Here is a 25,134-nt window from a genome sequence, read left to right on the forward strand (position 1 = left end):
ATGAACGAGCAACCCGAAGTCCTTCGCAACTTCACCATCAACTTCGGTCCGCAGCATCCGGCGGCGCACGGCGTGCTGCGCCTGGTGCTGGAGCTTGACGGCGAAGTCGTCGCCCGCGTCGACCCGCATATCGGCCTGCTTCACCGCGGCACCGAAAAGCTGATCGAGCAGAAGACCTATCTGCAGGCGATCCCTTATTTCGACCGCCTCGACTACGTCGCGCCGATGAACCAGGAGCACGCCTTCTGCATGGCTGCAGAAAAGCTGCTCGGCATCGAGGTGCCGCGCCGCGCGCAGCTGATCCGCGTGCTCTATTGCGAGATCGGCCGCATCCTGTCGCATTTGCTCAACGTCACCACGCAGGCGATGGACGTCGGCGCGCTGACCCCGCCGCTGTGGGGCTTTGAAGAGCGCGAAAAGCTGATGGTGTTCTACGAGCGCGCCTCCGGCAGTCGCATGCACGCAGCCTATTTCCGCCTCGGCGGCGTGCATCAGGACCTGCCGCAGAAGCTAGTCGACGACATCGACGCCTGGTGCGATCCGTTCCTGAAAGTGGTCGAGGATCTCGACCGGCTGCTCACCGCCAACCGCATCTTCAAGCAGCGCAACGTCGACATCGGCGTCGTGTCGCTGAAGGAAGCCTGGGAGTGGGGCTTCTCCGGCGTGATGGTGCGCGGTTCGGGCGCGGCCTGGGATCTGCGCAAGTCGCAGCCCTATGAATGCTACGCCGAGATGGATTTCGATATCCCGATCGGCAAGAACGGCGACTGCTATGACCGCTATCTGATCCGCATGGAAGAGATGCGCCAGTCCGTGCGCATCATGAAGCAGTGCATCCAGAAGCTGAACGCGGCCGACGGGAAGGGTCCCGTCGTCGTCGAGGACAACAAGGTCGCGCCGCCGCGCCGTGGCGAGATGAAGCGCTCGATGGAAGCGCTGATCCACCACTTCAAGCTCTACACCGAAGGCGTCCACGTGCCCGCCGGCGAGGTCTATGCGGCGGTCGAGGCGCCGAAGGGCGAGTTCGGCGTCTTTCTGATCTCGGACGGCACCAACAAGCCCTACAAGTGCAAGATCCGCGCGCCCGGCTTTGCGCATCTGCAGGCGATGGACCACATCTGCCGCGGTCATCTGCTCGCCGACGTCTCGGCGATCCTCGGCTCGCTCGACATCGTGTTCGGAGAGGTCGATCGGTGATGGCGCAGGCGCCGATCCAGTTTGACCGCGCCTCGGGGGCCCTTGAAGGGGCCAACCTGTGGGAGCGGACGGCTGCCTTGGCGCTGGTGACGGGATCGAAGATCTCGTCGCACTTCTCGCATATGGGCTACATCGCCTGCGCCAATCTGCTGCGCAAGACGCTGCCCGAGCGCAATATCGCGATCAAGCTCAATCCCGACGCCGTGTTCGAATTTCCCTACGGCGATGGCTATTGGAGCAAGCTGCTCAACCGCTCCTACAATTACGAGGACGAGCTGGAGCTGTTGTTCGCCGATTCCATCGACGTCGACTACACGCTGCTCGATTGCGGCGCGAATTACGGCTATTGGTCGGTGCTGGTGTCGAGCAAGCCGTTCGGCTCGCACAAGGCGATCGCGATCGAGCCGTCGGGGCAGAACTATCCGAAGCTTGACAACAACGCCCGCATTAACGCCAGCCGCTTCGAGACCATGAAATGCGCGATCGGCGCGGCCCGTGGCACCGCGCGTCTGTCAGGCACCAAGCACGAGGCCTTTAGCATCGCCGGCGATGCGTCGGCGGGCGGCGAGGATGTGCCGGTCATTGCGCTGGATAATCTGATCGACGACGGCAAGGTCGCAGGCACCGGCAAGTACCTGATCAAGCTCGACGTCGAGGGCGTCGAGATCGAGGCGATCAAGGGCGGCGCCCGGCTGCTCCAGGCCGACAGCGTCATCATGTGCGAGGAGCACGGCAGCGACCGTTCGCACGCGGTCTCGCGCTACATCCTCGAACACACCCCGCTGAAGCTGATCGTCTACGATCCCAGCACCCGACGTATGGAAACGGTGACCGAGCTGTCGATCCTCGACCGCATCAAGGTCTCCACCCACGTCGGCTACAATGTTTTCGGCACCGCAAGCGCATTCTGGCAGGACAGGATCAATGCCCTGAATGCGAAAACAGCGCGCCGCGTGCAGTGAGAGATTGAAGAGATGTCCGTTCGCCGATTAGCACCGAAGGAAGTCCAGCCCGCGAGCTTTGCGTTCACGGAGGAGAACCTCGCGTTCGCCAAGCAGCAGATCGCGAAATATCCGGCCGGACGCCAGGCTTCGGCCGTCATCGCCATCCTCTGGCGGGCGCAGGAGCAGCACGACGGCTGGGTCTCGGAAGCCGCGATCCGCGTCATCGCCGACATGCTCGACATGCCCTATATCCGCGTGCTCGAGGTCGCCACCTTCTACACGATGTTCCAGCTCGCCCCGGTCGGCAAGAAGGCCCACGTCCAGGTCTGCGGCACCACGCCGTGCCGCCTGCGCGGCGCCGAGGATCTGATCCACGTCTGCGAGCACCGCATTCATCACGAGCCCTTCCATCTCTCCAAGGACGGCAATTTCAGCTGGGAGGAGGTGGAGTGCCTCGGTGCCTGCGTGAATGCGCCGATGGTGCTGATCGGCAAGGACACATATGAGGATCTGACCAAGGAAAGCTTCGGCAAAGTGCTCGATGGCTTTGCCTCGGGCAACCCGCCCAAGCCCGGTCCGCAGAACGGCCGCCAGTTCTCGGCGCCGACCGGTGGGCCGACAACGCTGAAGGAAATCACCTGATGCGTGATCTCTCACCGCCAGTTGAAGGGAGCAGTGTTGTGAAGAAGTGGGGCTTCGTCGCAATGCATTCCACCGTGGCGGCCACCTTCATTTTCCTGCTTCAGCGCTTCGCACTGAACGCGTCGCTGGAATCCAGTCTGCTCTGGGCGCTGACCTTCGCCGTCTGCGCCGCCGGGCTTGCCTACAAGCAAGCCAACCGTTGATCGGAAAGCACTGACATGCTCGAGGACAAGGACCGCATCTTCAAGAACCTCTACGGCCTCCACGATTGGGGCCTCGAGGGCGCGCGGCGCCGCGGCGCCTGGGATGGTACGAAGAACATCATCGACAAGGGCCGTGACTGGATCATCAACGAGATGAAGGCGTCGGGGCTGCGCGGCCGCGGTGGCGCCGGCTTCCCGACCGGCCTGAAATGGTCGTTCATGCCGAAGGAATCGACCGACGGAAGGCCGAGCTATCTCGTCGTCAATGCCGACGAATCCGAGCCCGGCACCTGCAAGGATCGCGAGATCATGCGGCACGATCCGCATCTCCTGATCGAGGGCTGCCTGATCGCGAGCTGCGCGATGAACGCGCATGCCTGCTACATCTATGTCCGCGGCGAGTTCATCCGCGAGCGCGAGCATCTCCAGGCGGCGATCGACCAGGCCTATGAGGCCAAGCTGGTCGGCAAGGACAACGTCAACGGCTGGCCGTTCGACATCTACGTCGCCCACGGCGCCGGCGCCTATATCTGCGGCGAGGAAACCGCGCTGCTCGAGAGCCTCGAAGGCAAGAAGGGCCAGCCGCGCCTGAAGCCGCCGTTCCCGGCCAATGTCGGCCTGTACGGCTGCCCGACCACCGTCAACAATGTCGAGTCGATCGCGGTTGCGCCCGACATCCTGCGCCGTGGCGCGGCATGGTTCGCCGGCATCGGTCGTCCGAACAATGTCGGCACCAAGCTGTTCTGCATCTCCGGCCATGTCGAGCGGCCCTGCAACGTCGAAGAGGCCATGGGCATTCCGTTCCGTGAGCTGATCGAGAAGCATTGCGGCGGCATCCGCGGTGGTTGGGACAACCTCAAGGCCGTGATCCCCGGCGGCTCCTCCGTGCGCATGGTGCCGGCCGAGCAGATCATCGACACGCCGATGGATTTCGACAGCTTGAGCAAGCTGCGCTCGGGTCTCGGCACCGCGGCCGTGATCGTGATGGACAAGTCGACCGATTTGATCCGCGCCATCGCCCGCATCTCCTATTTCTACAAGCATGAGAGCTGCGGCCAGTGCACGCCGTGCCGCGAAGGCACCGGCTGGATGTGGCGCGTCTTGACCCGCATGGCCGAAGGCCGCGCCCACAAGCGCGAGATCGACATGCTGCTGGAAGTCACCAAGCAGGTCGAAGGTCACACCATCTGCGCGCTCGGCGATGCGGCGGCGTGGCCGATCCAGGGCCTGATCGCGCATTTCCGTCATGAGATCGAAGCGCGCATCGACCAATATTCGCACAAGTCCGACATCGACGATATCGGCGTCCGCGATCCCATGAACATGGTCGCGGCGGAGTAGAGAGAATGACCAAGCTCATCATCGACGGTAAAGAGATCGATGTCCCCGCCGAATACACGCTGCTCCAGGCGTGCGAAGCGGCCGGCGCCGAGATTCCGCGCTTCTGCTATCACGAGCGGCTGTCGATCGCCGGCAATTGCCGGATGTGCCTCGTCGAGGTGAAGGGCGGCCCGAAGCCGGTCGCGAGCTGCGCCTGGGGCGTGCGCGATTGCCGTCCGGGTCCCAAGGGCGAGCCGCCGGAGATCTCCACCCGTTCGCCGATGGTGAAGAAGGCGCGCGAAGGCGTGATGGAATTCCTTCTGATCAACCATCCGCTGGATTGCCCGATCTGCGATCAGGGCGGCGAGTGCGACCTCCAGGACCAGGCGATGGGCTACGGTGTCGACACCAGCCGCTTCGCCGAGAACAAGCGCGCGGTCGAGGACAAATATCTCGGCGCGCTGGTCAAGACCTCGATGAACCGCTGCATCCAGTGCACCCGCTGCGTCCGCTTCTCGGCGGAAGTGGCCGGCGCCCCCGAAATGGGTGCGACCGGCCGCGGCGAGGACATGGAGATCACGACCTATCTCGAGCACGCGCTGACCTCGGAATTGCAAGGCAATCTCGTCGACATCTGCCCGGTCGGCGCGCTGACCTCGAAGCCCTATGCTTTCGCCGCGCGCCCGTGGGAGCTCGGCAAGACCCAGTCGATCGACGTGATGGACGGCGTGGGATCCGCGATCCGCGTCGACACCCGCGGCCGCGAAGTGATGCGTATCCTGCCGCGCATCAACGAGGCCGTGAACGAGGAGTGGATCTCCGACAAGACCCGTCACGTCGTCGACGGCCTGCGCACCCAGCGCCTCGACCGGCCCTATATCCGCGAAGCCGGCAAGCTGCGCGCGGCGAGCTGGCCCGAGGCCTTTGCCGCGATCGCCGCGAAAGCGGCCCGCACCGACGGCAAGCGCATCGGCGCGATCGCGGGCGACCTCGCCGGCGTCGAAGAGATGTTCGCGCTGAAGGACTTGCTGGCCCAATACGGCTCGGCCAATCTGGCGGTGCAGGGCGGCGACGCCTTCGATCCCGCGCTCGGCCGCGGCTCCTACATCTTCAATCCGACGCTCGCCGGCGTCGAGCAGGCCGATGCGCTGCTCATCATCGGCGCCAATCCGCGGAAAGAGGCGGCCGTGTTCAACGCCCGCATCCGCAAGCGCTGGCGCGCCGGCGGCTTCAAGGTCGGCGTGATCGGCGCCAAGCCCGACCTCACTTACGACTATGATCACCTCGGCGCGGGCACCGACACGCTCGGTGAGCTCGCGGCCGGCAAGCACTCCTTCATGGACGTGCTGAAGAACGCCAAGAACCCCATCATCCTGGTCGGCGCGGGCGCCGCCTCGCGCCACGACGGCGCCGCCATTCTCGCAGCCGCGGCCAAGCTCGCGCTCGACGTCGGCGCGCTCAAGGACGGCTGGAACGGCTTTGGCGTGCTGCACGAGAGCGCCTCGCGCGTCGGCGCGCTCGACATCGGCTTTGTCGCCGGTCAGGGCGGGCTGAATGCGGCGCAGATGACGACGTTCGGGACGCTCGATCTGCTGTTTCTGCTCGGCGCCGACGAGATCAAGCCGTCGGACGGCACCTTCGTCGTCTATATCGGCACCCACGGCGACCGCGGCGCCCATCGCGCCGACGTGATCCTGCCGGCCGCCGCCTATACCGAGAAGTCCGCGATCTACGTCAACACCGAAGGCCGCGTGCAAATGACCGGACGGGCCGCATTCCCGCCGGGCGAGGCCCGCGAGGACTGGGCGATTATCCGCGCGCTGTCGGAGGCGCTCGGCAAGAAGCTCGGCTATGACTCGCTTTCGGCCCTGCGCCAGGCGATCTTCAAGGCAGTGCCGCATCTGAACCGTCTCGACCAGATCGAGCCCGGCTCGGCCGACCAGATCAGGAAGCTCGCGGGGAAGGGCGGCTCGACGGAGAAGGCCCCGTTCAAGCCGCTTGTCGAGGACTTCTATTTGACCAACCCAATCGCGCGTGCGTCCGCCGTGATGGCGGAATGTTCGCGGCTTGCCTCCGGGCAGATGCTGACCGCAGCGGAGTGAGCCGATGGAATTCTTCGAAAGCGCATTCTGGACCGGGTTCCTCTGGCCGCTGATCATCATGATCGCGCAGAGCGTCCTGGTGCTGGTCGTTCTGCTGGTGGCGATCGCCTACATCCTGCTCGCCGACCGCAAGATCTGGGCGGCGGTGCAGATCCGCCGCGGCCCGAACGTGGTTGGTCCCTGGGGCCTGCTGCAATCCTTCGCCGACCTCCTGAAGTTCGTGCTGAAGGAGCCGATCATCCCGTCCGGCGCCAACAAGGGCGTGTTTCTTCTTGCTCCCTTGATCTCGTGCGTGCTCGCGCTCGCGGCCTGGGCGGTGATCCCTACCAATCTCGGCTGGGTGATCTCCGACATCAACGTCGGCGTTCTCTTCATCTTCGCGATCTCGTCGCTGTCGATCTACGGCATCATCATGGCCGGCTGGTCGTCGAACTCGAAATATCCGTTCCTCGCGGCGCTGCGCTCGGCGGCGCAGATGGTGTCCTACGAGGTCTCGATCGGCTTCGTCATCATCACGGTGCTGCTCTGCGCCGGCACGCTGAACCTCTCGGCCGTGGTCGAGGCGCAGCATGTCCGGGGCCTCGCCAGCCTGATCGGGCTGCCGCAGCTCACCATCCTGAACTGGTACGTCTGGCCGCTATTCCCGATGTTCGTGATCTTCTACGTCTCGGCCCTGGCTGAAACCAACCGTCCGCCGTTCGATCTCGTCGAAGCGGAATCCGAGCTCGTCGCCGGCTTCATGGTCGAGTACGGCTCGACACCGTATCTTCTGTTCATGCTCGGCGAGTATGTCGCGATTGCCACGATGTGCGCGATGGCAACGATCCTGTTCCTCGGAGGCTGGCTGCCGCCGGTGGACCTGCCGCCCTTCAACTGGGTGCCGGGGATCATCTGGTTCTCGCTGAAACTGTTCTTCATGTTCTTCCTGTTCGCGATGGCCAAGGCGATCGTGCCGCGCTACCGCTACGATCAACTGATGCGCCTCGGCTGGAAAGTGTTCCTGCCGTTGTCGCTGGCGATGGTGATCGTGGTGGCCGGTGTGCTGCACTTCGCCGACATCGCGCCGAAGTGAGGGCCGTCATGGGTATCAACATCAACGCCACTGCACGCTCGCTCCTGCTGTCGGAATTCGTCTCGGCGTTCTTCCTCGCCATGCGCTATTTCTTCCAGCCGAAGCCGACGCTGAACTATCCCTTCGAGAAGGGCCCGATCTCGCCGCGCTTCCGCGGCGAGCATGCGCTGCGCCGCTATCCGAACGGCGAAGAGCGATGCATCGCCTGCAAGCTGTGCGAAGCGGTCTGCCCGGCCCAGGCCATCACCATCGAGGCCGGCCCGCGCCGCAACGACGGCACCCGCCGCACCGTGCGCTACGACATCGACATGGTGAAGTGCATCTATTGCGGCCTCTGCCAGGAAGCCTGTCCGGTCGATGCCATCGTCGAAGGTCCGAACTTCGAGTTCGCGACCGAGACCCGCGAGGAACTGTTCTATGACAAGGCCAAGCTGCTCGCCAATGGCGACCGCTGGGAACGCGAGATCGCGAAAGCGATCGAACTCGACGCGCCGTACCGGTGAGATGAGAGCATGATCCTTCCCGCGCTGTTCTTCTATCTGTTCGCCGGCGTCTGTGTCGCCTCGGCGGTGATGGTGATTGTCTCGCGCAATCCCGTGCACTCGGTGCTGTACCTGATCCTGGCCTTCGTCAACGCCTCCGGTCTGTTCGTGTTGATGGGCGCCGAATTCCTCGCGATGATCCTGATCGTCGTCTATGTCGGTGCGGTCGCGGTCCTGTTCCTGTTCGTGATCATGATGCTCGACGTCGACTTCCTCGAACTGCGCGAGGGCTTCATCGAATACCTGCCGGTCGGCCTCGTGATCGGCGGCATCTTCCTGTTCGAGCTGCTGCTCACGGTCGGCTTCTGGGTCATCAACCCCGGCGTCGCCAAGACGATCACGGCGGCGATCCCGACCAACGTCTCCAATACCGAGGCGCTCGGCCTGGTGCTCTATACCAAGTACATCCACTACTTCCAGCTCTCGGGCATGGTGCTGCTGGTCGCGATGATCGGCGCCATCGTGCTGACGCTGCGGCACAAGGCGAGCGTCAAGCGGCAGGACATCAACATTCAGAACGCGCGCACGCCCGAAATAGCGATGGCGATACGCAAGGTGGCGCCGGGGCAGGGGCTCCAGGACTCTGACGCGGCGGAGTGGGTGAAATGACGATCGGGCTCGGACACTATCTTGCGGTCGGCGCGATCCTGTTCACGCTCGGGATCCTCGGCATCTTCCTGAACCGCAAGAACATCATCGTCATCCTGATGTCGATCGAGCTGATCCTGCTCGCGGTCAACGTCAACCTCGTGGCGTTCTCGACCTTCCTCGGCGACATCGTCGGGCAGGTCTTCGCGCTCCTGGTGCTCACCGTCGCGGCCGCTGAAGCCGCGATCGGTCTCGCCATCCTGGTGGTCTATTTCCGCAACCGCGGCTCGATCGCGGTTGAGGACGTCAATCTGATGAAGGGCTGATCGCATGATCCGGAAAAGTGGACACCGGTTTTCCGACCAGATCATGCGGAAAGAGTAAATCATGGTCCAGGCAATCGTCTTCCTGCCTCTGCTGGGCGCCATTCTGGCTGGCCTGATCGCGCTGTTCGGCGCGCATGCCCGCAACCCCTCGGGCGACACGGTCGAGCATCACGATGATCACGGTCATGGCGCGCACGCCCATGCGTCGGACACGATCAACGAGGATGCGTCGGTCGTCCACGAGACTCATCACGAACCCGGAGATGGCCACGACGACCACCACGTCTCCGAGCCGCCCGCGGCGGGCTCGCGCGCTGCCGAGCTGATCACCACGGCGTTGCTGTTCGTGTCGGCGGCGCTGTCCTGGATGACGCTGGTCGATGTCGGCTTCATGCACCACGACATGCGCATTCCGCTGCTGCCGTGGATCCTCTCCGGCGATCTCCAGGTCTACTGGACGCTGCGGGTCGACACGCTCACCGCCGTGATGCTGGTGGTCGTGACCACCGTGTCCTCGCTCGTGCACCTCTATTCCATCGGCTACATGGACGAGGATCCGAACCGGCCGCGCTTCTTCGGCTATCTCTCGCTGTTCACCTTCGCCATGCTGATGCTGGTGACCGCCGACAACCTCGTGCAGCTGTTCTTCGGCTGGGAAGGCGTGGGTCTGGCAAGCTACCTCCTGATCGGTTTCTGGTACCAGAAGCCGTCGGCGAACGCCGCCGCCATCAAGGCCTTCGTGGTCAACCGTGTCGGCGATTTCGGCTTCGCGCTCGGCATCTTCGCGATCTTCCTGCTGGCCGGCTCGACCGATTTCGAGACCATCTTCCACGCTGCGCCCGGCTTGACCGGCAAGACCATCGACTTCCTCGGCTGGCACGCCGACGCGCTGACCCTGACCTGCCTGCTGCTGTTCATGGGCGCGATGGGCAAATCGGCGCAGTTCCTGCTGCACACCTGGCTGCCGGACGCGATGGAAGGCCCGACCCCGGTGTCGGCGCTGATCCACGCCGCGACCATGGTCACCGCCGGCGTCTTCATGGTGGCGCGCCTGTCGCCGCTGTTCGAACTCGCGCCGAACGCGCAGGCCGTCGTGATGTTCTTCGGCGCCACTACGGCGTTCTTCGCGGCGACCATTGGCCTGGTCCAGAACGACATCAAGCGCATCGTCGCTTACTCGACCTGTTCGCAGCTCGGCTACATGTTCGTGGCGATGGGAGCAGGGGCCTATTCGGTAGGCATGTTCCATTTGTTCACGCACGCCTTCTTCAAGGCGCTGTTGTTCTTGGGCTCCGGCTCGGTGATCTATGCGATGCATCACGAGCAGGACATCCGCAACATGGGCGGCCTCTGGCGCAAGATCCCCTACACCTACGCGGTGATGGTGGTCGGCACGCTCGCGCTCACGGGATTCCCGCTGACCGCGGGCTATTTCTCCAAGGACGCGATCATCGAGTCCGCCTACGCCTCGCACAATCCGTTCGCGATGTACGGCTTCCTGATGACGGTCGTCGCGGCCGGCCTGACCTCGTTCTACTCGTGGCGCCTCATCTTCAAGACCTTCCACGGCGAGCCGCATGACGAGCACCACTACGAGGCCGCGCATGAAGCGCCGATCTGGATGCTGATCCCGATCGGTGTGCTTGCGGTCGGCTCTATCCTGGCCGGCTTCCCGTTCAAGGAGCTGTTCGCCGGTCACGGCATCGAGGAGTTCTTCCGCGAGTCCGTGAAGATGAACCCGCATATCATCGAGGAGATGCACCAGATTCCCGAGACCATCGCCTTCCTGCCGACGGTGATGATGGTGCTGGGCTTCCTGGTGTCATACCTGTTCTACATCCGCCGGCCTTATCTGCCGGTCGAGCTCGCGAACACGCAGCCAATGCTGTACAAGTTCCTGCTCAACAAATGGTACTTCGACGAGCTCTACGACATCATCTTCGTCCGTCCGGCGAAGTGGATTGGCTATCAGCTCTGGAAGAAGGGTGACGGCTTCATCATCGACGGTCTCGGCCCCGATGGCGTCTCAGCCCGCGTGCTGGACGTCACCCGCAACGTCGTGAAGATCCAGACCGGCTATCTCTACCACTACGCGTTCGCCATGCTGATCGGTGCCGCCGGCCTGATCACCTGGTTCATGTTCGGCTTTGGAGGCCAGTAAATGACGACCTGGCCAATTCTATCCGTCACGACGTTCCTGCCGCTGGTCGGCGCGCTGATCGTCTATCTCAGCCGTGGCGACGACGAGGCGGCCCGGCGCAACTCGCGCTGGATCGCGCTGTGGACCACGCTGATCACCTTCGCTGTGTCGGTGATCCTGGTCATGCGGTTCGATGCGTCGAGCGCCGACTTCCAGTTCGTCGAGAAGGCGAACTGGCTTGCCACCGGCATCACCTACCACATGGGCGTGGACGGCATCTCGTTGCCGCTGGTGATCCTGACCACCGCCATCATGCCGTTCTGCATCATCGCGAGCTGGAAGGCGATCACCAACCGCGTCCGCGAATACATGATGGCGTTCCTGATCCTGGAAACGCTGATGATCGGCACCTTCTCGGCGCTCGATCTCGTGCTCTTCTACCTGTTCTTTGAAGGCGGCCTGATCCCGATGTTCCTGATCATCGGCGTCTGGGGCGGTCCGCGCCGGGTCTATGCATCTTTCAAGTTCTTCCTCTACACGCTGCTCGGCTCGGTGCTGATGCTGCTCGCGATCATGGCGCTGTACTGGAACGGCGGCACCACCGACATCCCGACCCTGATGCACACCGCCGTGCCGCGCTCGCTGCAGACCTGGGCGTGGCTCGCCTTCTTCGCCTCGTTCGCGGTGAAGATGCCGATGTGGCCGGTGCACACCTGGCTCCCCGACGCCCACGTCGAGGCGCCGACCGCAGGCTCGGTGGTCCTGGCCGCGATCCTTCTGAAGATGGGCGGCTACGGCTTCCTGCGCTTCTCGCTGCCGATGTTCCCGCTGGCTTCGCACGACTTCGCGCCGCTGGTCTTCACGCTTTCGGCCATCGCCATCATCTACACCTCGCTGGTGGCGCTGATGCAGGAGGACATGAAGAAGCTGATTGCGTACTCCTCGGTGGCGCATATGGGCTTCGTCACCATGGGCATTTTCGCCGGTACCATGCAGGGTGTCGCCGGCGGCGTGTTCCAGATGATCTCGCACGGCATCGTCTCCGGCGCGCTGTTCCTCTGCGTCGGCATCGTCTACGACCGCATGCACACCCGTGAGATCGCGGCCTATGGCGGCCTCGTCAACCGGATGCCGCTCTACGCGCTGACCTTCATGGTCTTCACCATGGCCAATGTCGGCCTGCCCGGCACCTCCGGCTTCGTCGGCGAGTTCATGACGCTGCTCGGTACCTTCAAGGTCTCGATCCCGACCGCGTTCTTCGCCACCTTCGGCGTGATCCTGTCGGCCTGCTACGCGCTGTGGCTCTACCGCAAGGTCGTGTTCGGGGCGCTGGTCAAGCCGTCGCTGGCGAGCATGAAGGATCTCACCTTCCGGGAGGGCTTGACGCTGTTCCCGCTGATCGCGCTGACGATCCTGTTCGGCATCTATCCGAAGCCGGTGCTCGACATGTCGGCGGCCTCGGTCCAGCAACTCGTCAACAATTACAACACCGCTGTGACGGCCGTGAAGGCCGCCGCACTGCTCCAGTGAGCGGGCAGGTCAGGATATCGCCATGAGCTTTGAGACTGCAGGTTATCAACTGGCGCCGGTGCTGCCCGAGCTCGTGCTCGCGGTCGGGGCGATGGCACTCCTGATGCTCGGCGCCTATCGCGGGCAGGAGACCACCAAGACGGTCACGACGCTTGCGGTGCTGCTCCTGATCGTTGTCGGCGTGCTCGAATACATGCTGCCCGCGGGCAAGCACGTGACCTTCGGCGGCAGCTTCATCGTCGATGATTTTGCCCGCTTCATGAAGATCCTGGCCCTGATCGGCTCGGCGGTGACGCTGGTGCTGTCGACCGAGTTCCTGTCGGATCCGTCGCGCCGCATCTTCGAATATGCGATCCTGGTGCTGCTCTCGACGCTCGGCATGATGGTGCTGATCTCGGCCGGCGATCTGATCTCGCTTTATCTCGGCCTCGAATTGATGTCGCTGGCGCTCTACGTTGTCGCGGCCTCGCACCGCGACAACGCCAAGTCGACCGAAGCCGGCCTGAAGTACTTCGTGCTCGGCGCGCTGTCCTCGGGCATGCTGCTCTACGGCTCCTCGCTGATCTACGGCTTCACGGGCACGGTGGCCTTCACCGGCATCGCGGCGGCCGCGACGATCTCGAATGTCGGCCTGGTGTTCGGCCTGGTGTTCCTGCTCGCCGGCCTCTGCTTCAAGGTCTCGGCGGTGCCGTTCCACATGTGGACACCCGACGTCTACGAGGGCGCACCGACCCCGGTCACCGCGTTCTTTGCATCGGCGCCGAAAGTGGCCGCGCTTGCGGTCTTCACCCGCGTCACGCTGACCGCATTTCCGGGCATCGTCTCGCAGTGGCAGCAGATCCTGGTGTTCGTGTCGATCGCCTCGATGGCGCTGGGCTCGTTCGCCGCGATCGGCCAGAGCAACATCAAGCGCCTGATGGCCTATTCCTCGATCGGCCATATGGGCTTTGCCCTGGTCGGACTTGCCGCAGGCACGGTCGAGGGCGCGCAGGGCGTCTTGATGTACATCGTGATCTATGTCGCGATGACGCTGGGCTCCTTCGCCATCATCCTGGCGATGAAGCGGAACGGCCAGCCGGTGGAGCAGATCAGCGATTTCGCAGGTCTCTCTCGGACCAATCCGCTGCTCGCCTTCATGTTCGCGATGCTGCTGTTCTCGCTCGCCGGCATCCCGCCGCTCGCCGGCTTCTTCGCCAAATGGTACGTCTTCGTCGCCGCCATCAAGGCGAACCTGTTCACGCTCGCCGTGATCGGCGTGCTCTCCAGCGTGGTCGGCGCCTACTACTATCTCAGCATCGTCAAGACGATGTATTTCGACGAGCCGGCCGGGCAGGTCGATCCGGTGCGCGTCGAAGTCAAGACGGTGCTGGCGGTCGCGGGCCTGTTCAACATTCTGTTCGCCCTGTTCGCGGGCCCGGTGGTGAGCGTCGCCTCCGCCGCCGCCAAGTCGCTGTTCTAGGATGGCATTCGCGCTCGGTCCTCGTGCGGCGTCGGCGGGCTACAAGCTCGCAGCTTTCGAACGGACCGGCTCGACCAATACCGAGGCGATCGAGCACGCGAGGGGCGGCGAACGCGGCCCGATGTGGTTCGTGACGTTGGAGCAGACCGCCGGCCGCGGCCGCCGCCAGCGCCCCTGGATCGCACCAAAGGGCAACCTTGCAGCCAGCGTCCTCGAAGTCCTGGACGTTGCCCCTTCCGTCGCCGCGACGATCGGCTTTGCGGCCGGGCTGGCCGAGGAGGCCGCCCTGGAGAAGGTCAGCCTGGAGGCTGCACTGCGCCTCGGCGAGGGCCGTCCCCGCTACGCCCTGAAATGGCCGAACGACGTGCTGGCCGGCGGCAAGAAGCTGGTCGGCATCGGCCTGGAGGCCGAAGCCATCGGCGACCGTCTTGCCATCGTCGTCGGCATCGGCACCAACGTCGTCGCCGCGCCCGAGGGTACGCCGACGCCTGCGGTGTCGCTGGCCGCGCTCGGCGTCCAGATCAGCGCGGAGGAACTGTTCTCGGCGCTCTCCGATGCCTGGGTGGAATTCCGCGGTATCTGGGACAATGGCCGTGGCTTTGCCGAAATTCGCAAATTGTGGCTGGAGCGCGCCGCCGGCCTCGGCGAGCGGGTCGCGATCCACACGGGAGTGATGACGCTGGACGGCATTTTTGACACGATCGACGACACCGGCTGCCTGATCGTCCGCACCGCGGAGGGCCGGCGCGTGCCGGTCGCCGCGGGCGAGGTGTTCTTCGGCACGGCCGCCTCCGTGGGAGCTGCGTGATGGCGAAGCCGGAAGAACTGGTATTTGCACCGCTCGGCGGGGTCGGCGAGATCGGCATGAATTTGTCGATCTACGGCCTCGGCAACCGCCAGCAGCGCGCCTGGCTGGCGATCGATCTCGGCGTCTCCTTCGGCGACGAGGAGCATCTGCCGGGCATCGACCTGATCATGCCCGACGTCAGCTTCCTGGAGAAGGAACGCAAGAATCTGATGGGGCTGGTGCTGACCCACGCCCATGAGGATCATTTCGGCGCCATCATCGACCTTTGGCCGAAGCTGAAATGTCCGATCTACGCGACGCAGTTCAGCGCCGCGCTGTTCGAGGCCAAGTGCGCCGCCGAGCGCAATGCGCCCAAGATCCCGGTGACGGTGGTGCCGTCGGGCGGGCGCGTCGATATCGGCCCGTTCAACGTCGAGTTCATCCCGGTCGCCCATTCGATTCCGGAGTCGCATGCGCTCGCGATTCACACCGAAGTCGGCACGGTGCTGCACACCGGCGACTGGAAGATCGATCCGACCCCGATCATCGGCCGCCCGACCGACGAAAAGCGGCTGCGGGAGCTCGGCGATGCGGGCCTGCTCGCCCTGATCGGTGATTCCACCAACGCCGTGCGCGACGGCCGCTCACCCTCGGAAGCCGAGGTTGCGAGCTCCATCACCGAGCTCGTCAAGGCCGCCAAGGGCCGCGTCGCGGTCACGACCTTTGCCTCCAATGTCGCGCGCCTCAAGGCCGTCGCCATCGCTGCGAAGGCCGCCGACCGTGAGGTCGTCGTGGTCGGCCGCGCCATGGAACGCGTGGTGCAGGTCGCGCGCGAGACCGGCTATCTCGACGGCGTGCAGAGTTTCCGCTCCGCCGAGGTCTACGGTCATCTGCCGCAGGACAAGGTGCTGGCGCTCTGCACCGGCAGCCAGGGCGAGCCGCGTGCCGCGCTGGCGCGCATCGCCAATGACGACCATCCCGAGATCACGCTCAACCGTGGCGACAGCGTCATCTTCTCCTCGCGCACCATTCCCGGCAACGAGAAGGCGGTCGGGGCCATCATCAATGGCCTGGTCTTGCAGGGCGTGGAGGTCATCACCGACCGCGACCAGCTGGTCCATGTCTCCGGTCATCCCCGCCGCGACGAATTGCGCGACATGATCGCCTGGACCAGGCCGCAGCTCCTGATCCCCGTCCATGGCGAGGCCCTGCACCTGAATGAGCACGCCAAGCTCGCGCGTGCCGCCGGCGTGCCGCGCGTGCTGGTCTGCCGCAACGGCGATCTCGTCAAGCTCGGCCCCGGCGATCCCGGCATCATTGGGCAAGTGCCTGCGGGCCGTCTCTACAAGGACGGCACGATTCTGGAGGACTCCAAGTCCCGCGCGGTGGGCGAGCGGCGCCGCATGGCCTTCTCCGGCTGCGCCTTTGTCGCCATCGCCATGACGGAGCAGGGCGAGCTTGCCGACGATCCCGCGGTCGAACTCGTCGGTATCCCCGAGAAGAACAAAGCGGGCGAGCCCTTCGACGACCTCGTCTTCGACGCCGTGGTCTCCACCGTCGAGGGCCTGCCGAAGGCGCGCCGTCGCGACCCGGATGCGCTGGCGGAGTCGGTGCGACGCGCTGTCCGCTCCGTGATCAACGAACATTGGGGCAAAAAGCCCCCCTGTCTGGTACATGTGCTGACAGTGTAACGGGAGAGAAACATGCTGGGCCGGCTCAACCATGTCGCGATCGCGACCAAGGACGCCGTCAAGGCCGCCAAAATCTATGGCACCGCATTCGGGGCCCAGATCTCGGAGGCCGTCGCGCTGCCCGAGCATGGCGTCACCACGGTGTTCGCGACGCTGCCCAACACCAAGATCGAGTTCATCGAGCCGCTCGGCGAGGCCTCGCCGATCGCAAAGTTCCTGGACCGCAACGCCGACGGCGGCATCCACCACGTCTGCTACGAGGTGGTCGACATCATCGCCTCGCGCGACACGCTGGTGAAGGAGGGGGCAAGGGTGCTCGGCGACGGCGTGCCGAAGATCGGCGCCCACGGCAAGCCGGTGCTGTTCCTGCACCCGAAGGATTTTTCCGGCGCGCTGGTCGAAATCGAGCAGGCATAGGCCGAAGCCATGGCCATCCAGATATCAACCGCGATCGCGATCTACTTCGTCATCTGGTGGGTCGCGCTGTTCCTGACGCTGCCGTTTGGCGTGCGCAGCCAGCACGAGGACGGCGTCGGAGTGCCGGGCAGCGACCCCGGCGCGCCGATCCTGACGCGGATGGGGGGCAAGCTGATCTGGACCACCATCATCTCGGCGGTCATCTACGGGATCGCCATGGTCGCCTATCACGCCGGCTATTTGTCGATCGAGCGCCTGTCGAAATTGATGGGCATGCCGTTTTAATTTCGTGGTTGGCTTGGTTGGGGGAAGAATGACTTTTCAGAGGATCGTCGTCGCGCTTCTGGTGCTGATCGTCGCCGGTCTCGGCGCCATCGGCTATTTCGAGTGGAAGATGGCCGTGCAGGTGCGCACCCTGAAGGCGTTCGTCGAGGGCTATGTCTTCAACGAGGCCGTGATCGCCTGCGAGCAGGCCAAGAGCTCGACCCCATTCAAATGGAACGGCGGCAAGAGCACCGCGGTGATCGGCCTGAACTCGGTCAAAACAGACAAATACACCGTCAGCGCCAGCTACACGCTGGTGGCGGACAGCGTCTATTGTGATTACGATCCGATCAAAAGAAAGGCCGAGATCGGCTCGAGCTTCCTGGAGCGGGAGTAACGATTCGGCCATGCCAAGCATGGGATGGGATCGTCATGGCGCAGGGGCAGGGGGACTACCGGATTTTGCATGAGGCGGCGTTGCGGGACTATCTCGCGGGCGTTGCGGATCTCGCCGCGACCCTCGGCGGCGAGCCGGCCTCCTGGTCGATCACCGAAGTCGGCGACGGCAATCTCAATCTCGTTTTCATCGTCAAGGGCGGCCGCGGCGGCATCGCCGTGAAGCAGGCGCTGCCCTATGTCCGCCTCGTCGGCGAGAGCTGGCCGCTGCCGTTGTCCCGGGCTCATTACGAATATCTCGCTTTGTCGCGGCAGGCCGAGCTCGCGCCCGGCCTCGTGCCGGCGCTGCTGCATCACAACGAGGCCGTGGCGCTGACGGTGATGGAGCTGCTCGAGCCCCACATCATCATGCGCAAGGGGATGGTTGCGGGCTCGCAGTATCCGCGCTTTGTCGATGACATCACCACCTTCATGGCGCGGACATTGTTCTTCACCTCCGACCTCGCGGTGTCGGCGGCCGAGAAGAAGCAGGCCATCGCAGCTTTCGCCGGCAACCATGCGCTGTGCAAGATCACCGAGGATCTGATCTTCACCGATCCTTACCGCGTCGCCGAGCAGAACCGCTGGACTGCGCCGTATCTCGATGCGCTCGCCGCAGAGCTTCGCGAGGATATGGACCTCCACGTCGCGATCTCCCGGTTGAAGCTGAAGTTCATGGCGAGCCCCGAGGCGCTGCTCCACGGCGACCTGCACACCGGCTCGATCATGGTCACGGGCGGCGAGACGCGGGTGATCGACCCCGAATTCGCGTTCTACGGCCCGATGGGTTTCGATGTCGGCGCCGTGCTGGCCAACCTCCTGATGGCCTATTTTGCCTCCGCCGGGCATGAGCGCACGCCGGGCGAACGGCGTGCTTTCGAGGCCTGGGTGCTGGAGACGGTGGAAACGGTCTGGAACGATTTTGCGCGAAAGTTCCTCGAGCTCTGGCGCGCTGGCGCCGCAGGCGATGCCTATCCCGCCTCACTGTTCGCCGGCGAGACAGGCGCGGCACGGCTGGAAGCCGAGCGGCAAGCCTACATGCAGCGGCTGTTCGCGGACACGGTCGGCTTCGCCGCGGCCAAAACCATCCGCCGCATCTTCGGCCTCGCCCACAATATCGACTTCGAGCTGATCGAGGATCCGCGCCGGCGCGCGATCAGCGAAGCACGCGCCGTCAGGCTGGCAAGGGCGATGATGCTCGAGGTGGGGGCGTTTCCGACCATCGCGGATGTCACCGCTGCAGCGCGAAAATTGCGCGACTGGCAGCCGGAGTTCTAGCGAGCTTCTGCGCAAATCGGTCGGGCCCGCGCGCGACGCTCGCATACGTCAACCCCTTCAAGACGCTTGCGCTCGACGTGCCGTGGATGGTCAACTCTCGGACCAGAGCACGCTGCTTGTCGGAGGGACCATGATGTTCAGGATAGTGGCGATCGTCGCGGGTTTGGGGCTGGCACTGGCGGCCTCGGCGGAGGCCCAGACGCCGCGCAAGGGCGGAACCATCCGCATGACCGCGCCTTATGGCTCGAGCTTCACCAGCCTGGACATTCTTACCACGCAACGCGCCCAGGACGAGATCTACGCCAAGGCCCTGCACCGGTCGCTCTACATCTGGAATTCCACGGAAGGCAAGCCTGTTCTGGAGCTCGCCAAGGAGGACGTCGTCTCGGGCGGAGGTCTCGTCCACACCTTCAAGCTGCGCGACGACGCCTATTTCCACAACGGCCGCAAGATGACGGCCGACGACATCATCTGGACCTACAACCGCATCATGGACGGGACCAAGGCTTATCCCGGTGCGCGCTATGTCCGCGTGATCGAGGGCGCGGCGGCGGTCGAGAAGGGCCAGGCCAAGGAGATCTCCGGCCTGAAGAAAGTCGACGACTTTACCATCGAGATGAAGCTGACCGAGAAGGTCGATCCAGGTTTCTACTTCTGGAACGCGATCACGTCGATCTATCCCGCCGACGAGGCCGCCAAGGAGAGCTTTCTCCAGAAGCCGATCGGCCTTGGACCCTTCAAATTCGTCGAGCACGTGCCGGGATCGCGCATCGTGCTGGAGCGATGGGACCGGTTCTACAAGCCCGGCAAGCCCTACGCTGACAAGATCATCGTGTCGGTCATGGGCGAGGCCGCGGCACGCGATGTCGCCTTCCGCAACAAGGAGATCGACACCTCGGTGCTGGGACCGGCGCAATATGTCGCCTATCAGAACGACGCCGACCTCAAGGGCACGGTCGTGGAAGTCGCCGAGGTCTTCACCCGCTACATGGGGATGAATCCCGCGTTCAAGCCGTTCGCCGACAAGCGGGTCCGGCAGGCGATCAACTACGCGATCGACACCGACCTGATCATCAACAAGCTGGTCAAGGGCAAGGCCTACCGGGCCACCAGCTGGCTGCCGCTCACCTCTACCGCCTACGACAAGGCCATGAAGCCCTACGCCTTCGATCCCGCCAAGGCCAAGCAGCTGCTCGCCGACGCCGGCTATCCCTCAGGCTTCGAATTCGAATGGACCACCAGCCAGAACGAGAGCTGGGGTCTGCCGATCGTCTCGGCCGTGATCCCGATGCTGGACAGGGTGGGCATCAAGGCCAAGGTCAAGCAGGTCGAGACCGCGGTGCTGGCGGAGGTGGTTCGCAGCGGCGACTACCAGGCCTTTGTCTATTCGCAGGCGACCGGACCCGATCCGCAGGCCGCCCTCAAATGCTTCCACTCATCGACACCGCAGTCGGCCTGCAACTACATGAACTTCAAGAATGCCGAGTTCGACAAGCTGATCGACGAGGCCGGGCAGTCCGATGACGCTGCAAAGCGTACCCAGCTGCTGCAGAAGGCCAATGCTGTTCTCTACGAAGAGGCGCCGGTCTGGTTCTTCAACTACAACAAGGCGGTCATGGCCGTGCAGCCGTGGCTCAGGGGGGTTCAGCTGAATGCGACCGAACTGACCCATCAGAACGTCGAAGACCTCTGGGTCGACGAGACCTCGCCCGCGAAGTGACACGCGCTCTCGCGCTCCCTCCGTCGCCATGAACGACGGAGGGAGAGAGGAAAAGTGCCGATGCTCTCCTTCCTGTTCCGCCGCCTGCTGCAGACCATTCCGACCGTGCTCGCAGTGGTGGCTCTGGTGTTCGTGCTGTTCAGCGTCGTTCCCGGCAGCATCGTCTCGTCGATGAGCGACGATGCCGATCCGCAGGTCGAGCTGCGCATGAAGAAGCAGCTCGGGCTCGACGATCCCGTCTATGTCCGCTTCGGCGCCTACATCGCCAAGCTTGCGACGGGTGATTTCGGAACGTCGTTCCGGACGCGCGAGCCTGTGACGTTCATGATCGCCAAGCGGATATGGCCGACGCTCCAGCTCATCTTCACCGCCATGGCGTTTTCCGTCGTGATCGGTGTTCCCCTGGGTTTCATCGCCGCGCTGAAGCCGGGGGGTATCGTCGACACGCTGGCCATGGTCGTGGCGGTATCAGGCCTTTCGATCGCCAAATTCTGGCTCGGACTGGTGCTGATGTACTTGTTCGCGTTGAAGCTCGGCTGGCTGCCGAGTTTCGGCTATGGCGATGGCGGACTGAAATATCTGATCCTCCCGGCCGTGACGCTCGGCGTCTCGCCGATGGCGCTGTTCGCGCGGACGACACGCGCCGCGGTCCTCGAGATCATGACCGCGGATTTCGTCCGCACCGCGCGCTCCAAGGGCATGAGCGAGACCCGAGTCGTGAAGTGGCATGTGATGCGCAACGCGCTTGTCATCATTCTCACCACCGTCGGCCTGCAGTTCGGCGGGCTGATGGGGCAGGCGGTCGTGGTCGAGAAACTGTACTCCTGGCCGGGCATCGGCTCGCTGCTGGTCGACAGTGTCCTGCAGCGCGACATTCCGGCCGTCCAGGGCTCCATTCTTGTCGTGGTGCTGTCCTTTCTCGCTATCAATCTGCTGATCGACGTGCTCTACGGCGTGATCGATCCCAGGATCAGATACGCATGAAGCTCCGCGCCAATCTCATCATCGGTGGCGCGCTGTTCGCGCTTGCGATCCTGGTCGGCCTGCTCGCGCCATGGCTGGCGCATACCGATCCTGTCCTGGACGCCAATCTGCTCAACGCCGAAGAGCCTCCGAGCTGGACCTGGTGGTTCGGCACCGACGACCAGGGCCGCGACATCTATTCCCGCGTCGTCTATGGCGCGCGGGTTTCGCTGACGGTCGGCATCGTCTCGCAGCTCATCAACAGCGTCATCGGCGTCGCGTTGGGCCTGAGCGCCGGCTATTGGGGCGGCTGGTGGGACGACGTCGTCAACGGCCTGACCAATCTCATGCTCGCGATCCCCTCGCTGATCTTCGCGCTGGCCATCATGGCGGTGCTTGGTCCCGGCCTGACCAGCCTGCTGATCGCACTCGGCTTGACCAACTGGTCCTTCACGTGCCGGATCGCGCGGGCCTCGGCGCTGTCGCTGAGGAGCCAGGGCTATGTGCAGGCCGCGACCGTGCTCGGCTACGGCGATCTGCGCATCATGATCACGCAGCTACTGCCGAACATGCTGGGGCCGATCGTCGTCATCGGCACGCTCGGCATGGGCAGCGCTGTGCTGTCGGAAGCCGCATTGTCGTTCCTCGGCCTCGGCGTCCGCCCGCCGTTTCCGAGCTGGGGCAGCATGTTGTCGGATGCCCGCGACCAGATCACGACCGCGCCGTGGCTCTCGGTGTTTCCCGGTCTTGCGATCTTCCTGACGGTGCTCGGCCTCAATCTGCTCGGCGACGGCCTGCGCGACATTCTCGATCCGCAATCGCGGAGCCGGCGCACATGACCCGCACGCCGCTGATCGAAGTCGAGGATTTGCGTATCGATCTCGACGATGGATCGCGGCGCGTTGCGGCGGCCGAGGGCATTTCATTCCGCATCGATCGCGGCGAGACGTTCGGCCTCGTCGGCGAATCCGGCTGCGGCAAAAGCATCACGGCGCTGGCCTTGATCGGCCTGTTGCGGCAGCCGTTGTCGATCGGCGGCGGTGTCATCCGGTTTGAGGGACGGGAGATCCAGCACCTTTCAGCCGGCAGGCAACGGGATCTGCGCGGCAATCGCATCGCCATGATCTTCCAGGAGCCGATGACGGCGCTCAACCCGGTCTCGCCGGTGGGCCGGCAGATCGCCGAGATGTTCGTGCTGCACAAGGGCAAGAGCTGGCGGGAAGCCGATAGACTGGCGGTCGAGGCGCTGGCGAGCGTGCGCGTTCCCGCCCCGGAGCGGCGCGTGAAGGATTACCCGCACCAGCTGTCCGGCGGCATGCGCCAGCGCGTGATGATCGCCATCGCGCTCGCTTGCGGTCCGGATCTCCTGATCGCCGACGAGCCGACCACGGCGCTCGACGTGACCGTGCAAGCCGAAATCATCGAGCTGATGCGGAATCTGTGTGCCGAGCGGGGAACCGCAATCCTGATGATCAGCCACGATCTGGGGCTGGTCGCCAATGTCTGCCGCCGCGTGGCCGTGATGTATGCCGGCCGCATCGTCGAGGAGCGCGGCTCGGTCGATATTTTCCGGGCACCCTCGCACCCCTATACGCGAGGCCTGGTTGCCTCGCTGCCGCGGCTCGGCAGTCGCGCAGCCCTTGGCCGCAGCCGCCTGACGGAGATCGCGGGCGTGGTTCCGGCCATCACGAATTTCCCCAACGGCTGCCGGTTCAATCCGCGTTGCGCGCAGGCGACCGATATTTGCCGGACCACCCCGCCGGAAGCGGATTTGCTGGACGCCGGCGGCCTGGTCAGGTGTCACCACCATGCATGAGCCGCAAGCTAGTTTGGTTGAAACACGGCCGGACGACGATGTCATTCTCAGCGTCAGAGATCTCGCGGTCCATTTTCCGCTCGGAGGCGGCCTGCTCGGGCGCGGCCGGCGGCTGCTCCGTGCCGTCGACGGCGTCGATCTCACCCTGAAGCGGGGCGAATGCCTCGGCCTCGTCGGCGAGTCCGGCTCCGGCAAGTCGACGGTCGCATTGTCGATCCTTGGCCTCGTGACCCCGACGCGCGGCCGCATCGTGCTGGACGGACAGGACGTGACCAACCGACCATCCGGCGATCGGAAGGCGCTGGCCCGCATCGTGCAGATCGTGTTTCAGGATCCCTACGCCTCGCTCAATCCGCGCCAGACCGTTCGCCGCACGCTGGAAGATCCCCTGCGCGTGCATGGCGTCACGGCCAAGAGCGAGATCGAGGACCGCGTCGCGAAGATGCTGCGGCATGTGGGCCTGCGGCCGGAGCAGGCCGACCGCTACCCGCATGAATTCTCAGGCGGCCAGCGCCAGCGCATCGGCATTGCGCGTGCGCTGATCCTCAATCCGAAGATCGTCATCTGCGATGAACCGGTCTCGGCGCTCGACGTCTCGATCCGCGCCCAGATCATCAATCTGCTGCTGGAATTGAAGGAAACGCTCGGCCTCTCCTACATCATGATCAGCCACGATCTCGGCGTCGTCGAACACATGAGCGACAAGGTCGCCGTGATGTATCTCGGCCGCATCGTCGAGAACGGCCACTGGCGCGAGATCTTCGAACGGCCCGCGCACCCCTATACGCAAGCCCTGATCGCCGCCATCCCCGATCCCTTGCGCCATGCACCGCTGGCAACGACAGGCGGCGACCTTCCCAATCCGCTCAATCCGCCGAACGGATGCGCCTTCAGCCCGCGGTGCCGTTATGCGGAAGCTGTGTGTCGGAGCGAGCCGGGGCCTGTGCTGGAGACGCGAGCCGACGGGCACGCGGTGAGGTGTTGGCGGAGTGAAGAGATTGGTGCAGCGAGCGTCGCTCTATCTCCGTTACCCTCCGTGCCGGTCGAGCCTATCGTCTGCCACCAACCAGACGAGGGCGGCGATTCGCTATCGAGTTCTCCGCCGGCAGCGCACGCAGCCACGCGCGAAAACTGACGATCTCCGGGCAATCCGCGGTGCCTTCAGGCGCAACCAGCCAATCGCCCAAACCCGATCCCTCATCGATCCGGTCGCAGCGATAGCCGGGATGGTGGCCGAGGCCGCGGGCGAGCAGCAGGTCGACCTTGCCCTCGACCAATTCGTGCAGGCCGGCCGGATGCAGCACCCGCAAGCCGATCTCCGCATGCGTGCTGCGAAACGCCGCGAGGTCGAGGCGGCGGAGGTCGAAGCCGCCATGGATGCCCAATTGCAGCAGCACCGCACCTGCCGGTTTCAATTGCGAGGTCGCCTCCGCAATGTGGCGAAAGCCTTCGGAGACCCCAGGCAGATAGGTCTGACCGGCGACGGTGAGGACGAGCTGCTTATGCAGCCGCTCGAAGAGCTGCACGCCGAGGCGCGCCTCCAGCGCCTTCACCTGCTGCCCCACGGCGGCGGGCGTCACGTGCAGCTCGTGCGCGGCCAGTTTGAAGCTGAGATGCCGCGCGGCGGCCTCGAAGGCGCGCAGCGCGTTGAGTGGGGGAAGGGCGTAGGTCATCGGGCTCCATTTTGACACTGATGGG

At 64.4% G+C, this 25,134-nt stretch carries 25 protein-coding genes; 24 read left to right on the forward strand and 1 reads right to left on the reverse strand.

Annotated elements, in window-relative coordinates:
* The 24 genes from RX329_RS20975 (at nucleotide 1) to RX329_RS21090 (ending at nucleotide 24,571) form a co-directional block, all read left to right on the forward strand.
* Entirely contained in the window at nucleotides 1-1,197 is a 1,197-nt protein-coding gene (locus RX329_RS20975; protein ID WP_317246366.1) for an NADH-quinone oxidoreductase subunit D, read from the forward strand.
* Nucleotides 1,197-2,159: an FkbM family methyltransferase gene (locus RX329_RS20980; protein ID WP_018455090.1), complete on the forward strand. Its 963-nt coding sequence runs from the start codon at nucleotides 1,197-1,199 to the stop codon at nucleotides 2,157-2,159. The genes RX329_RS20975 and RX329_RS20980 overlap by 1 nt, the downstream gene beginning before the upstream one ends.
* A gap of 12 nt (nucleotides 2,160-2,171) precedes the next feature.
* On the forward strand, nucleotides 2,172-2,783 hold the full coding sequence (gene nuoE / locus RX329_RS20985; protein ID WP_018455089.1) for an NADH-quinone oxidoreductase subunit NuoE: 612 nt from the start codon (nucleotides 2,172-2,174) through the stop codon (nucleotides 2,781-2,783).
* Complete coding sequence (locus tag RX329_RS20990) at nucleotides 2,783-2,986, forward strand: hypothetical protein (RefSeq protein WP_317246367.1); 204 nt, start codon at nucleotides 2,783-2,785, stop codon at nucleotides 2,984-2,986. Before nuoE ends, RX329_RS20990 begins: the two co-directional genes overlap by 1 nt.
* A gap of 15 nt (nucleotides 2,987-3,001) precedes the next feature.
* Nucleotides 3,002-4,327, forward strand: a complete 1,326-nt coding sequence (gene nuoF / locus RX329_RS20995; protein WP_247370261.1) for an NADH-quinone oxidoreductase subunit NuoF — start codon at nucleotides 3,002-3,004, stop codon at nucleotides 4,325-4,327.
* Between the two features lie 5 nt (nucleotides 4,328-4,332).
* Nucleotides 4,333-6,408 (forward strand): NADH-quinone oxidoreductase subunit NuoG, encoded by a 2,076-nt coding sequence (gene nuoG / locus RX329_RS21000; protein ID WP_085353339.1) that lies wholly within the window; start codon nucleotides 4,333-4,335, stop codon nucleotides 6,406-6,408.
* A gap of 4 nt (nucleotides 6,409-6,412) precedes the next feature.
* A complete protein-coding gene (gene nuoH / locus RX329_RS21005; protein WP_085353336.1) occupies nucleotides 6,413-7,480 on the forward strand; it encodes an NADH-quinone oxidoreductase subunit NuoH in 1,068 nt (355 codons plus the stop codon).
* Nucleotides 7,481-7,494: 14 nt separating this feature from the next.
* Nucleotides 7,495-7,983, forward strand: coding sequence for an NADH-quinone oxidoreductase subunit NuoI (gene nuoI, locus RX329_RS21010; protein ID WP_026232873.1), 489 nt, complete (start codon nucleotides 7,495-7,497; stop codon nucleotides 7,981-7,983).
* A 9-nt stretch (nucleotides 7,984-7,992) separates the two neighbouring features.
* Nucleotides 7,993-8,631 (forward strand): NADH-quinone oxidoreductase subunit J, encoded by a 639-nt coding sequence (locus RX329_RS21015; RefSeq protein WP_018455084.1) that lies wholly within the window; start codon nucleotides 7,993-7,995, stop codon nucleotides 8,629-8,631.
* A complete protein-coding gene (gene nuoK, locus RX329_RS21020) occupies nucleotides 8,628-8,936 on the forward strand; it encodes an NADH-quinone oxidoreductase subunit NuoK (RefSeq protein ID WP_007603558.1) in 309 nt (102 codons plus the stop codon). Before RX329_RS21015 ends, nuoK begins: the two co-directional genes overlap by 4 nt.
* Before the next feature lie 61 nt (nucleotides 8,937-8,997).
* Entirely contained in the window at nucleotides 8,998-11,097 is a 2,100-nt protein-coding gene (gene nuoL / locus RX329_RS21025) for an NADH-quinone oxidoreductase subunit L (RefSeq protein ID WP_317246368.1), read from the forward strand.
* Complete coding sequence (locus tag RX329_RS21030) at nucleotides 11,098-12,606, forward strand: NADH-quinone oxidoreductase subunit M (RefSeq protein ID WP_018455082.1); 1,509 nt, start codon at nucleotides 11,098-11,100, stop codon at nucleotides 12,604-12,606.
* Nucleotides 12,607-12,628: 22 nt separating this feature from the next.
* Nucleotides 12,629-14,065 (forward strand): NADH-quinone oxidoreductase subunit NuoN, encoded by a 1,437-nt coding sequence (nuoN, locus tag RX329_RS21035; protein ID WP_317246369.1) that lies wholly within the window; start codon nucleotides 12,629-12,631, stop codon nucleotides 14,063-14,065.
* Between the two features lies 1 nt (nucleotide 14,066).
* A complete protein-coding gene (locus tag RX329_RS21040; protein ID WP_317246370.1) occupies nucleotides 14,067-14,873 on the forward strand; it encodes a biotin--[acetyl-CoA-carboxylase] ligase in 807 nt (268 codons plus the stop codon).
* Nucleotides 14,873-16,543: a ribonuclease J gene (locus RX329_RS21045; RefSeq protein ID WP_018455079.1), complete on the forward strand. Its 1,671-nt coding sequence runs from the start codon at nucleotides 14,873-14,875 to the stop codon at nucleotides 16,541-16,543. Before RX329_RS21040 ends, RX329_RS21045 begins: the two co-directional genes overlap by 1 nt.
* Nucleotides 16,544-16,555: 12 nt before the next feature.
* A complete protein-coding gene (mce, locus tag RX329_RS21050; RefSeq protein WP_018455078.1) occupies nucleotides 16,556-16,960 on the forward strand; it encodes a methylmalonyl-CoA epimerase in 405 nt (134 codons plus the stop codon).
* 9 nt (nucleotides 16,961-16,969) lie between these two features.
* Nucleotides 16,970-17,245: a DUF1467 family protein gene (locus tag RX329_RS21055; RefSeq protein WP_018455077.1), complete on the forward strand. Its 276-nt coding sequence runs from the start codon at nucleotides 16,970-16,972 to the stop codon at nucleotides 17,243-17,245.
* A 28-nt stretch (nucleotides 17,246-17,273) separates the two neighbouring features.
* The gene (locus tag RX329_RS21060) at nucleotides 17,274-17,621 is read left to right on the forward strand and encodes a hypothetical protein (protein WP_007603574.1); all 348 of its coding nucleotides are present in this window, start codon (nucleotides 17,274-17,276) and stop codon (nucleotides 17,619-17,621) included.
* A 35-nt stretch (nucleotides 17,622-17,656) separates the two neighbouring features.
* Nucleotides 17,657-18,937: an S-methyl-5-thioribose kinase gene (gene mtnK, locus RX329_RS21065; protein ID WP_317246371.1), complete on the forward strand. Its 1,281-nt coding sequence runs from the start codon at nucleotides 17,657-17,659 to the stop codon at nucleotides 18,935-18,937.
* Nucleotides 18,938-19,067: 130 nt separating this feature from the next.
* The gene (locus RX329_RS21070) at nucleotides 19,068-20,657 is read left to right on the forward strand and encodes an ABC transporter substrate-binding protein (RefSeq protein WP_317246372.1); all 1,590 of its coding nucleotides are present in this window, start codon (nucleotides 19,068-19,070) and stop codon (nucleotides 20,655-20,657) included.
* A gap of 60 nt (nucleotides 20,658-20,717) precedes the next feature.
* Complete coding sequence (locus RX329_RS21075; protein WP_018455074.1) at nucleotides 20,718-21,641, forward strand: ABC transporter permease; 924 nt, start codon at nucleotides 20,718-20,720, stop codon at nucleotides 21,639-21,641.
* Complete coding sequence (locus tag RX329_RS21080; protein WP_007603580.1) at nucleotides 21,638-22,459, forward strand: ABC transporter permease; 822 nt, start codon at nucleotides 21,638-21,640, stop codon at nucleotides 22,457-22,459. The genes RX329_RS21075 and RX329_RS21080 overlap by 4 nt, the downstream gene beginning before the upstream one ends.
* Nucleotides 22,456-23,436 (forward strand): ABC transporter ATP-binding protein, encoded by a 981-nt coding sequence (locus tag RX329_RS21085; RefSeq protein WP_085353328.1) that lies wholly within the window; start codon nucleotides 22,456-22,458, stop codon nucleotides 23,434-23,436. The genes RX329_RS21080 and RX329_RS21085 overlap by 4 nt, the downstream gene beginning before the upstream one ends.
* Nucleotides 23,429-24,571 carry an ABC transporter ATP-binding protein gene (locus RX329_RS21090; RefSeq protein WP_085353325.1) on the forward strand — a complete coding sequence of 381 codons (1,143 nt, stop codon included), beginning with the start codon at nucleotides 23,429-23,431 and terminating at the stop codon, nucleotides 24,569-24,571. The genes RX329_RS21085 and RX329_RS21090 overlap by 8 nt, the downstream gene beginning before the upstream one ends.
* Here RX329_RS21090 and RX329_RS21095 read toward each other — a convergent pair.
* Nucleotides 24,486-25,109, reverse strand: a complete 624-nt coding sequence (locus RX329_RS21095) for a LysR family transcriptional regulator (protein ID WP_085353322.1) — start codon at nucleotides 25,107-25,109, stop codon at nucleotides 24,486-24,488. The two genes, RX329_RS21090 and RX329_RS21095, sit on opposite strands and share 86 nt — an antisense overlap.
* Nucleotides 25,110-25,134 lie beyond the last annotated feature (25 nt).

Origin of the sequence: Bradyrhizobium sp. BWC-3-1 (assembly GCF_032917965.1) — a bacterium.
Taxonomy (GTDB): domain Bacteria; phylum Pseudomonadota; class Alphaproteobacteria; order Rhizobiales; family Xanthobacteraceae; genus Bradyrhizobium; species Bradyrhizobium canariense_D.

Bases quoted from the DNA above. Each gene is read 5' to 3' on its own strand.
- RX329_RS21095 (WP_085353322.1), bottom strand. From the start codon at position 25,109: ATGACCTACGCCCTTCCCCCACTCAACGCGCTGCGCGCCTTCGAGGCC.
- nuoN (WP_317246369.1), top strand. From the start codon at position 12,629: ATGAGCTTTGAGACTGCAGGTTATCAACTGGCGCCGGTGCTGCCCGAG.
- nuoG (WP_085353339.1), top strand. From the start codon at position 4,333: ATGACCAAGCTCATCATCGACGGTAAAGAGATCGATGTCCCCGCCGAA.
- RX329_RS21030 (WP_018455082.1), top strand. From the start codon at position 11,098: ATGACGACCTGGCCAATTCTATCCGTCACGACGTTCCTGCCGCTGGTC.
- RX329_RS21015 (WP_018455084.1), top strand. From the start codon at position 7,993: ATGATCCTTCCCGCGCTGTTCTTCTATCTGTTCGCCGGCGTCTGTGTC.
- nuoE (WP_018455089.1), top strand. From the start codon at position 2,172: ATGTCCGTTCGCCGATTAGCACCGAAGGAAGTCCAGCCCGCGAGCTTT.
- RX329_RS21045 (WP_018455079.1), top strand. From the start codon at position 14,873: ATGGCGAAGCCGGAAGAACTGGTATTTGCACCGCTCGGCGGGGTCGGC.
- nuoH (WP_085353336.1), top strand. From the start codon at position 6,413: ATGGAATTCTTCGAAAGCGCATTCTGGACCGGGTTCCTCTGGCCGCTG.
- nuoK (WP_007603558.1), top strand. From the start codon at position 8,628: ATGACGATCGGGCTCGGACACTATCTTGCGGTCGGCGCGATCCTGTTC.
- RX329_RS20990 (WP_317246367.1), top strand. From the start codon at position 2,783: ATGCGTGATCTCTCACCGCCAGTTGAAGGGAGCAGTGTTGTGAAGAAG.
- RX329_RS21055 (WP_018455077.1), top strand. From the start codon at position 16,970: ATGGCCATCCAGATATCAACCGCGATCGCGATCTACTTCGTCATCTGG.
- RX329_RS20980 (WP_018455090.1), top strand. From the start codon at position 1,197: ATGGCGCAGGCGCCGATCCAGTTTGACCGCGCCTCGGGGGCCCTTGAA.
- RX329_RS21090 (WP_085353325.1), top strand. From the start codon at position 23,429: ATGCATGAGCCGCAAGCTAGTTTGGTTGAAACACGGCCGGACGACGAT.
- mtnK (WP_317246371.1), top strand. From the start codon at position 17,657: ATGGCGCAGGGGCAGGGGGACTACCGGATTTTGCATGAGGCGGCGTTG.
- RX329_RS21085 (WP_085353328.1), top strand. From the start codon at position 22,456: ATGACCCGCACGCCGCTGATCGAAGTCGAGGATTTGCGTATCGATCTC.
- RX329_RS21080 (WP_007603580.1), top strand. From the start codon at position 21,638: ATGAAGCTCCGCGCCAATCTCATCATCGGTGGCGCGCTGTTCGCGCTT.
- RX329_RS21040 (WP_317246370.1), top strand. From the start codon at position 14,067: ATGGCATTCGCGCTCGGTCCTCGTGCGGCGTCGGCGGGCTACAAGCTC.
- nuoL (WP_317246368.1), top strand. From the start codon at position 8,998: ATGGTCCAGGCAATCGTCTTCCTGCCTCTGCTGGGCGCCATTCTGGCT.
- RX329_RS21060 (WP_007603574.1), top strand. From the start codon at position 17,274: ATGACTTTTCAGAGGATCGTCGTCGCGCTTCTGGTGCTGATCGTCGCC.
- RX329_RS20975 (WP_317246366.1), top strand. From the start codon at position 1: ATGAACGAGCAACCCGAAGTCCTTCGCAACTTCACCATCAACTTCGGT.
- RX329_RS21070 (WP_317246372.1), top strand. From the start codon at position 19,068: ATGATGTTCAGGATAGTGGCGATCGTCGCGGGTTTGGGGCTGGCACTG.
- RX329_RS21075 (WP_018455074.1), top strand. From the start codon at position 20,718: ATGCTCTCCTTCCTGTTCCGCCGCCTGCTGCAGACCATTCCGACCGTG.
- mce (WP_018455078.1), top strand. From the start codon at position 16,556: ATGCTGGGCCGGCTCAACCATGTCGCGATCGCGACCAAGGACGCCGTC.
- nuoF (WP_247370261.1), top strand. From the start codon at position 3,002: ATGCTCGAGGACAAGGACCGCATCTTCAAGAACCTCTACGGCCTCCAC.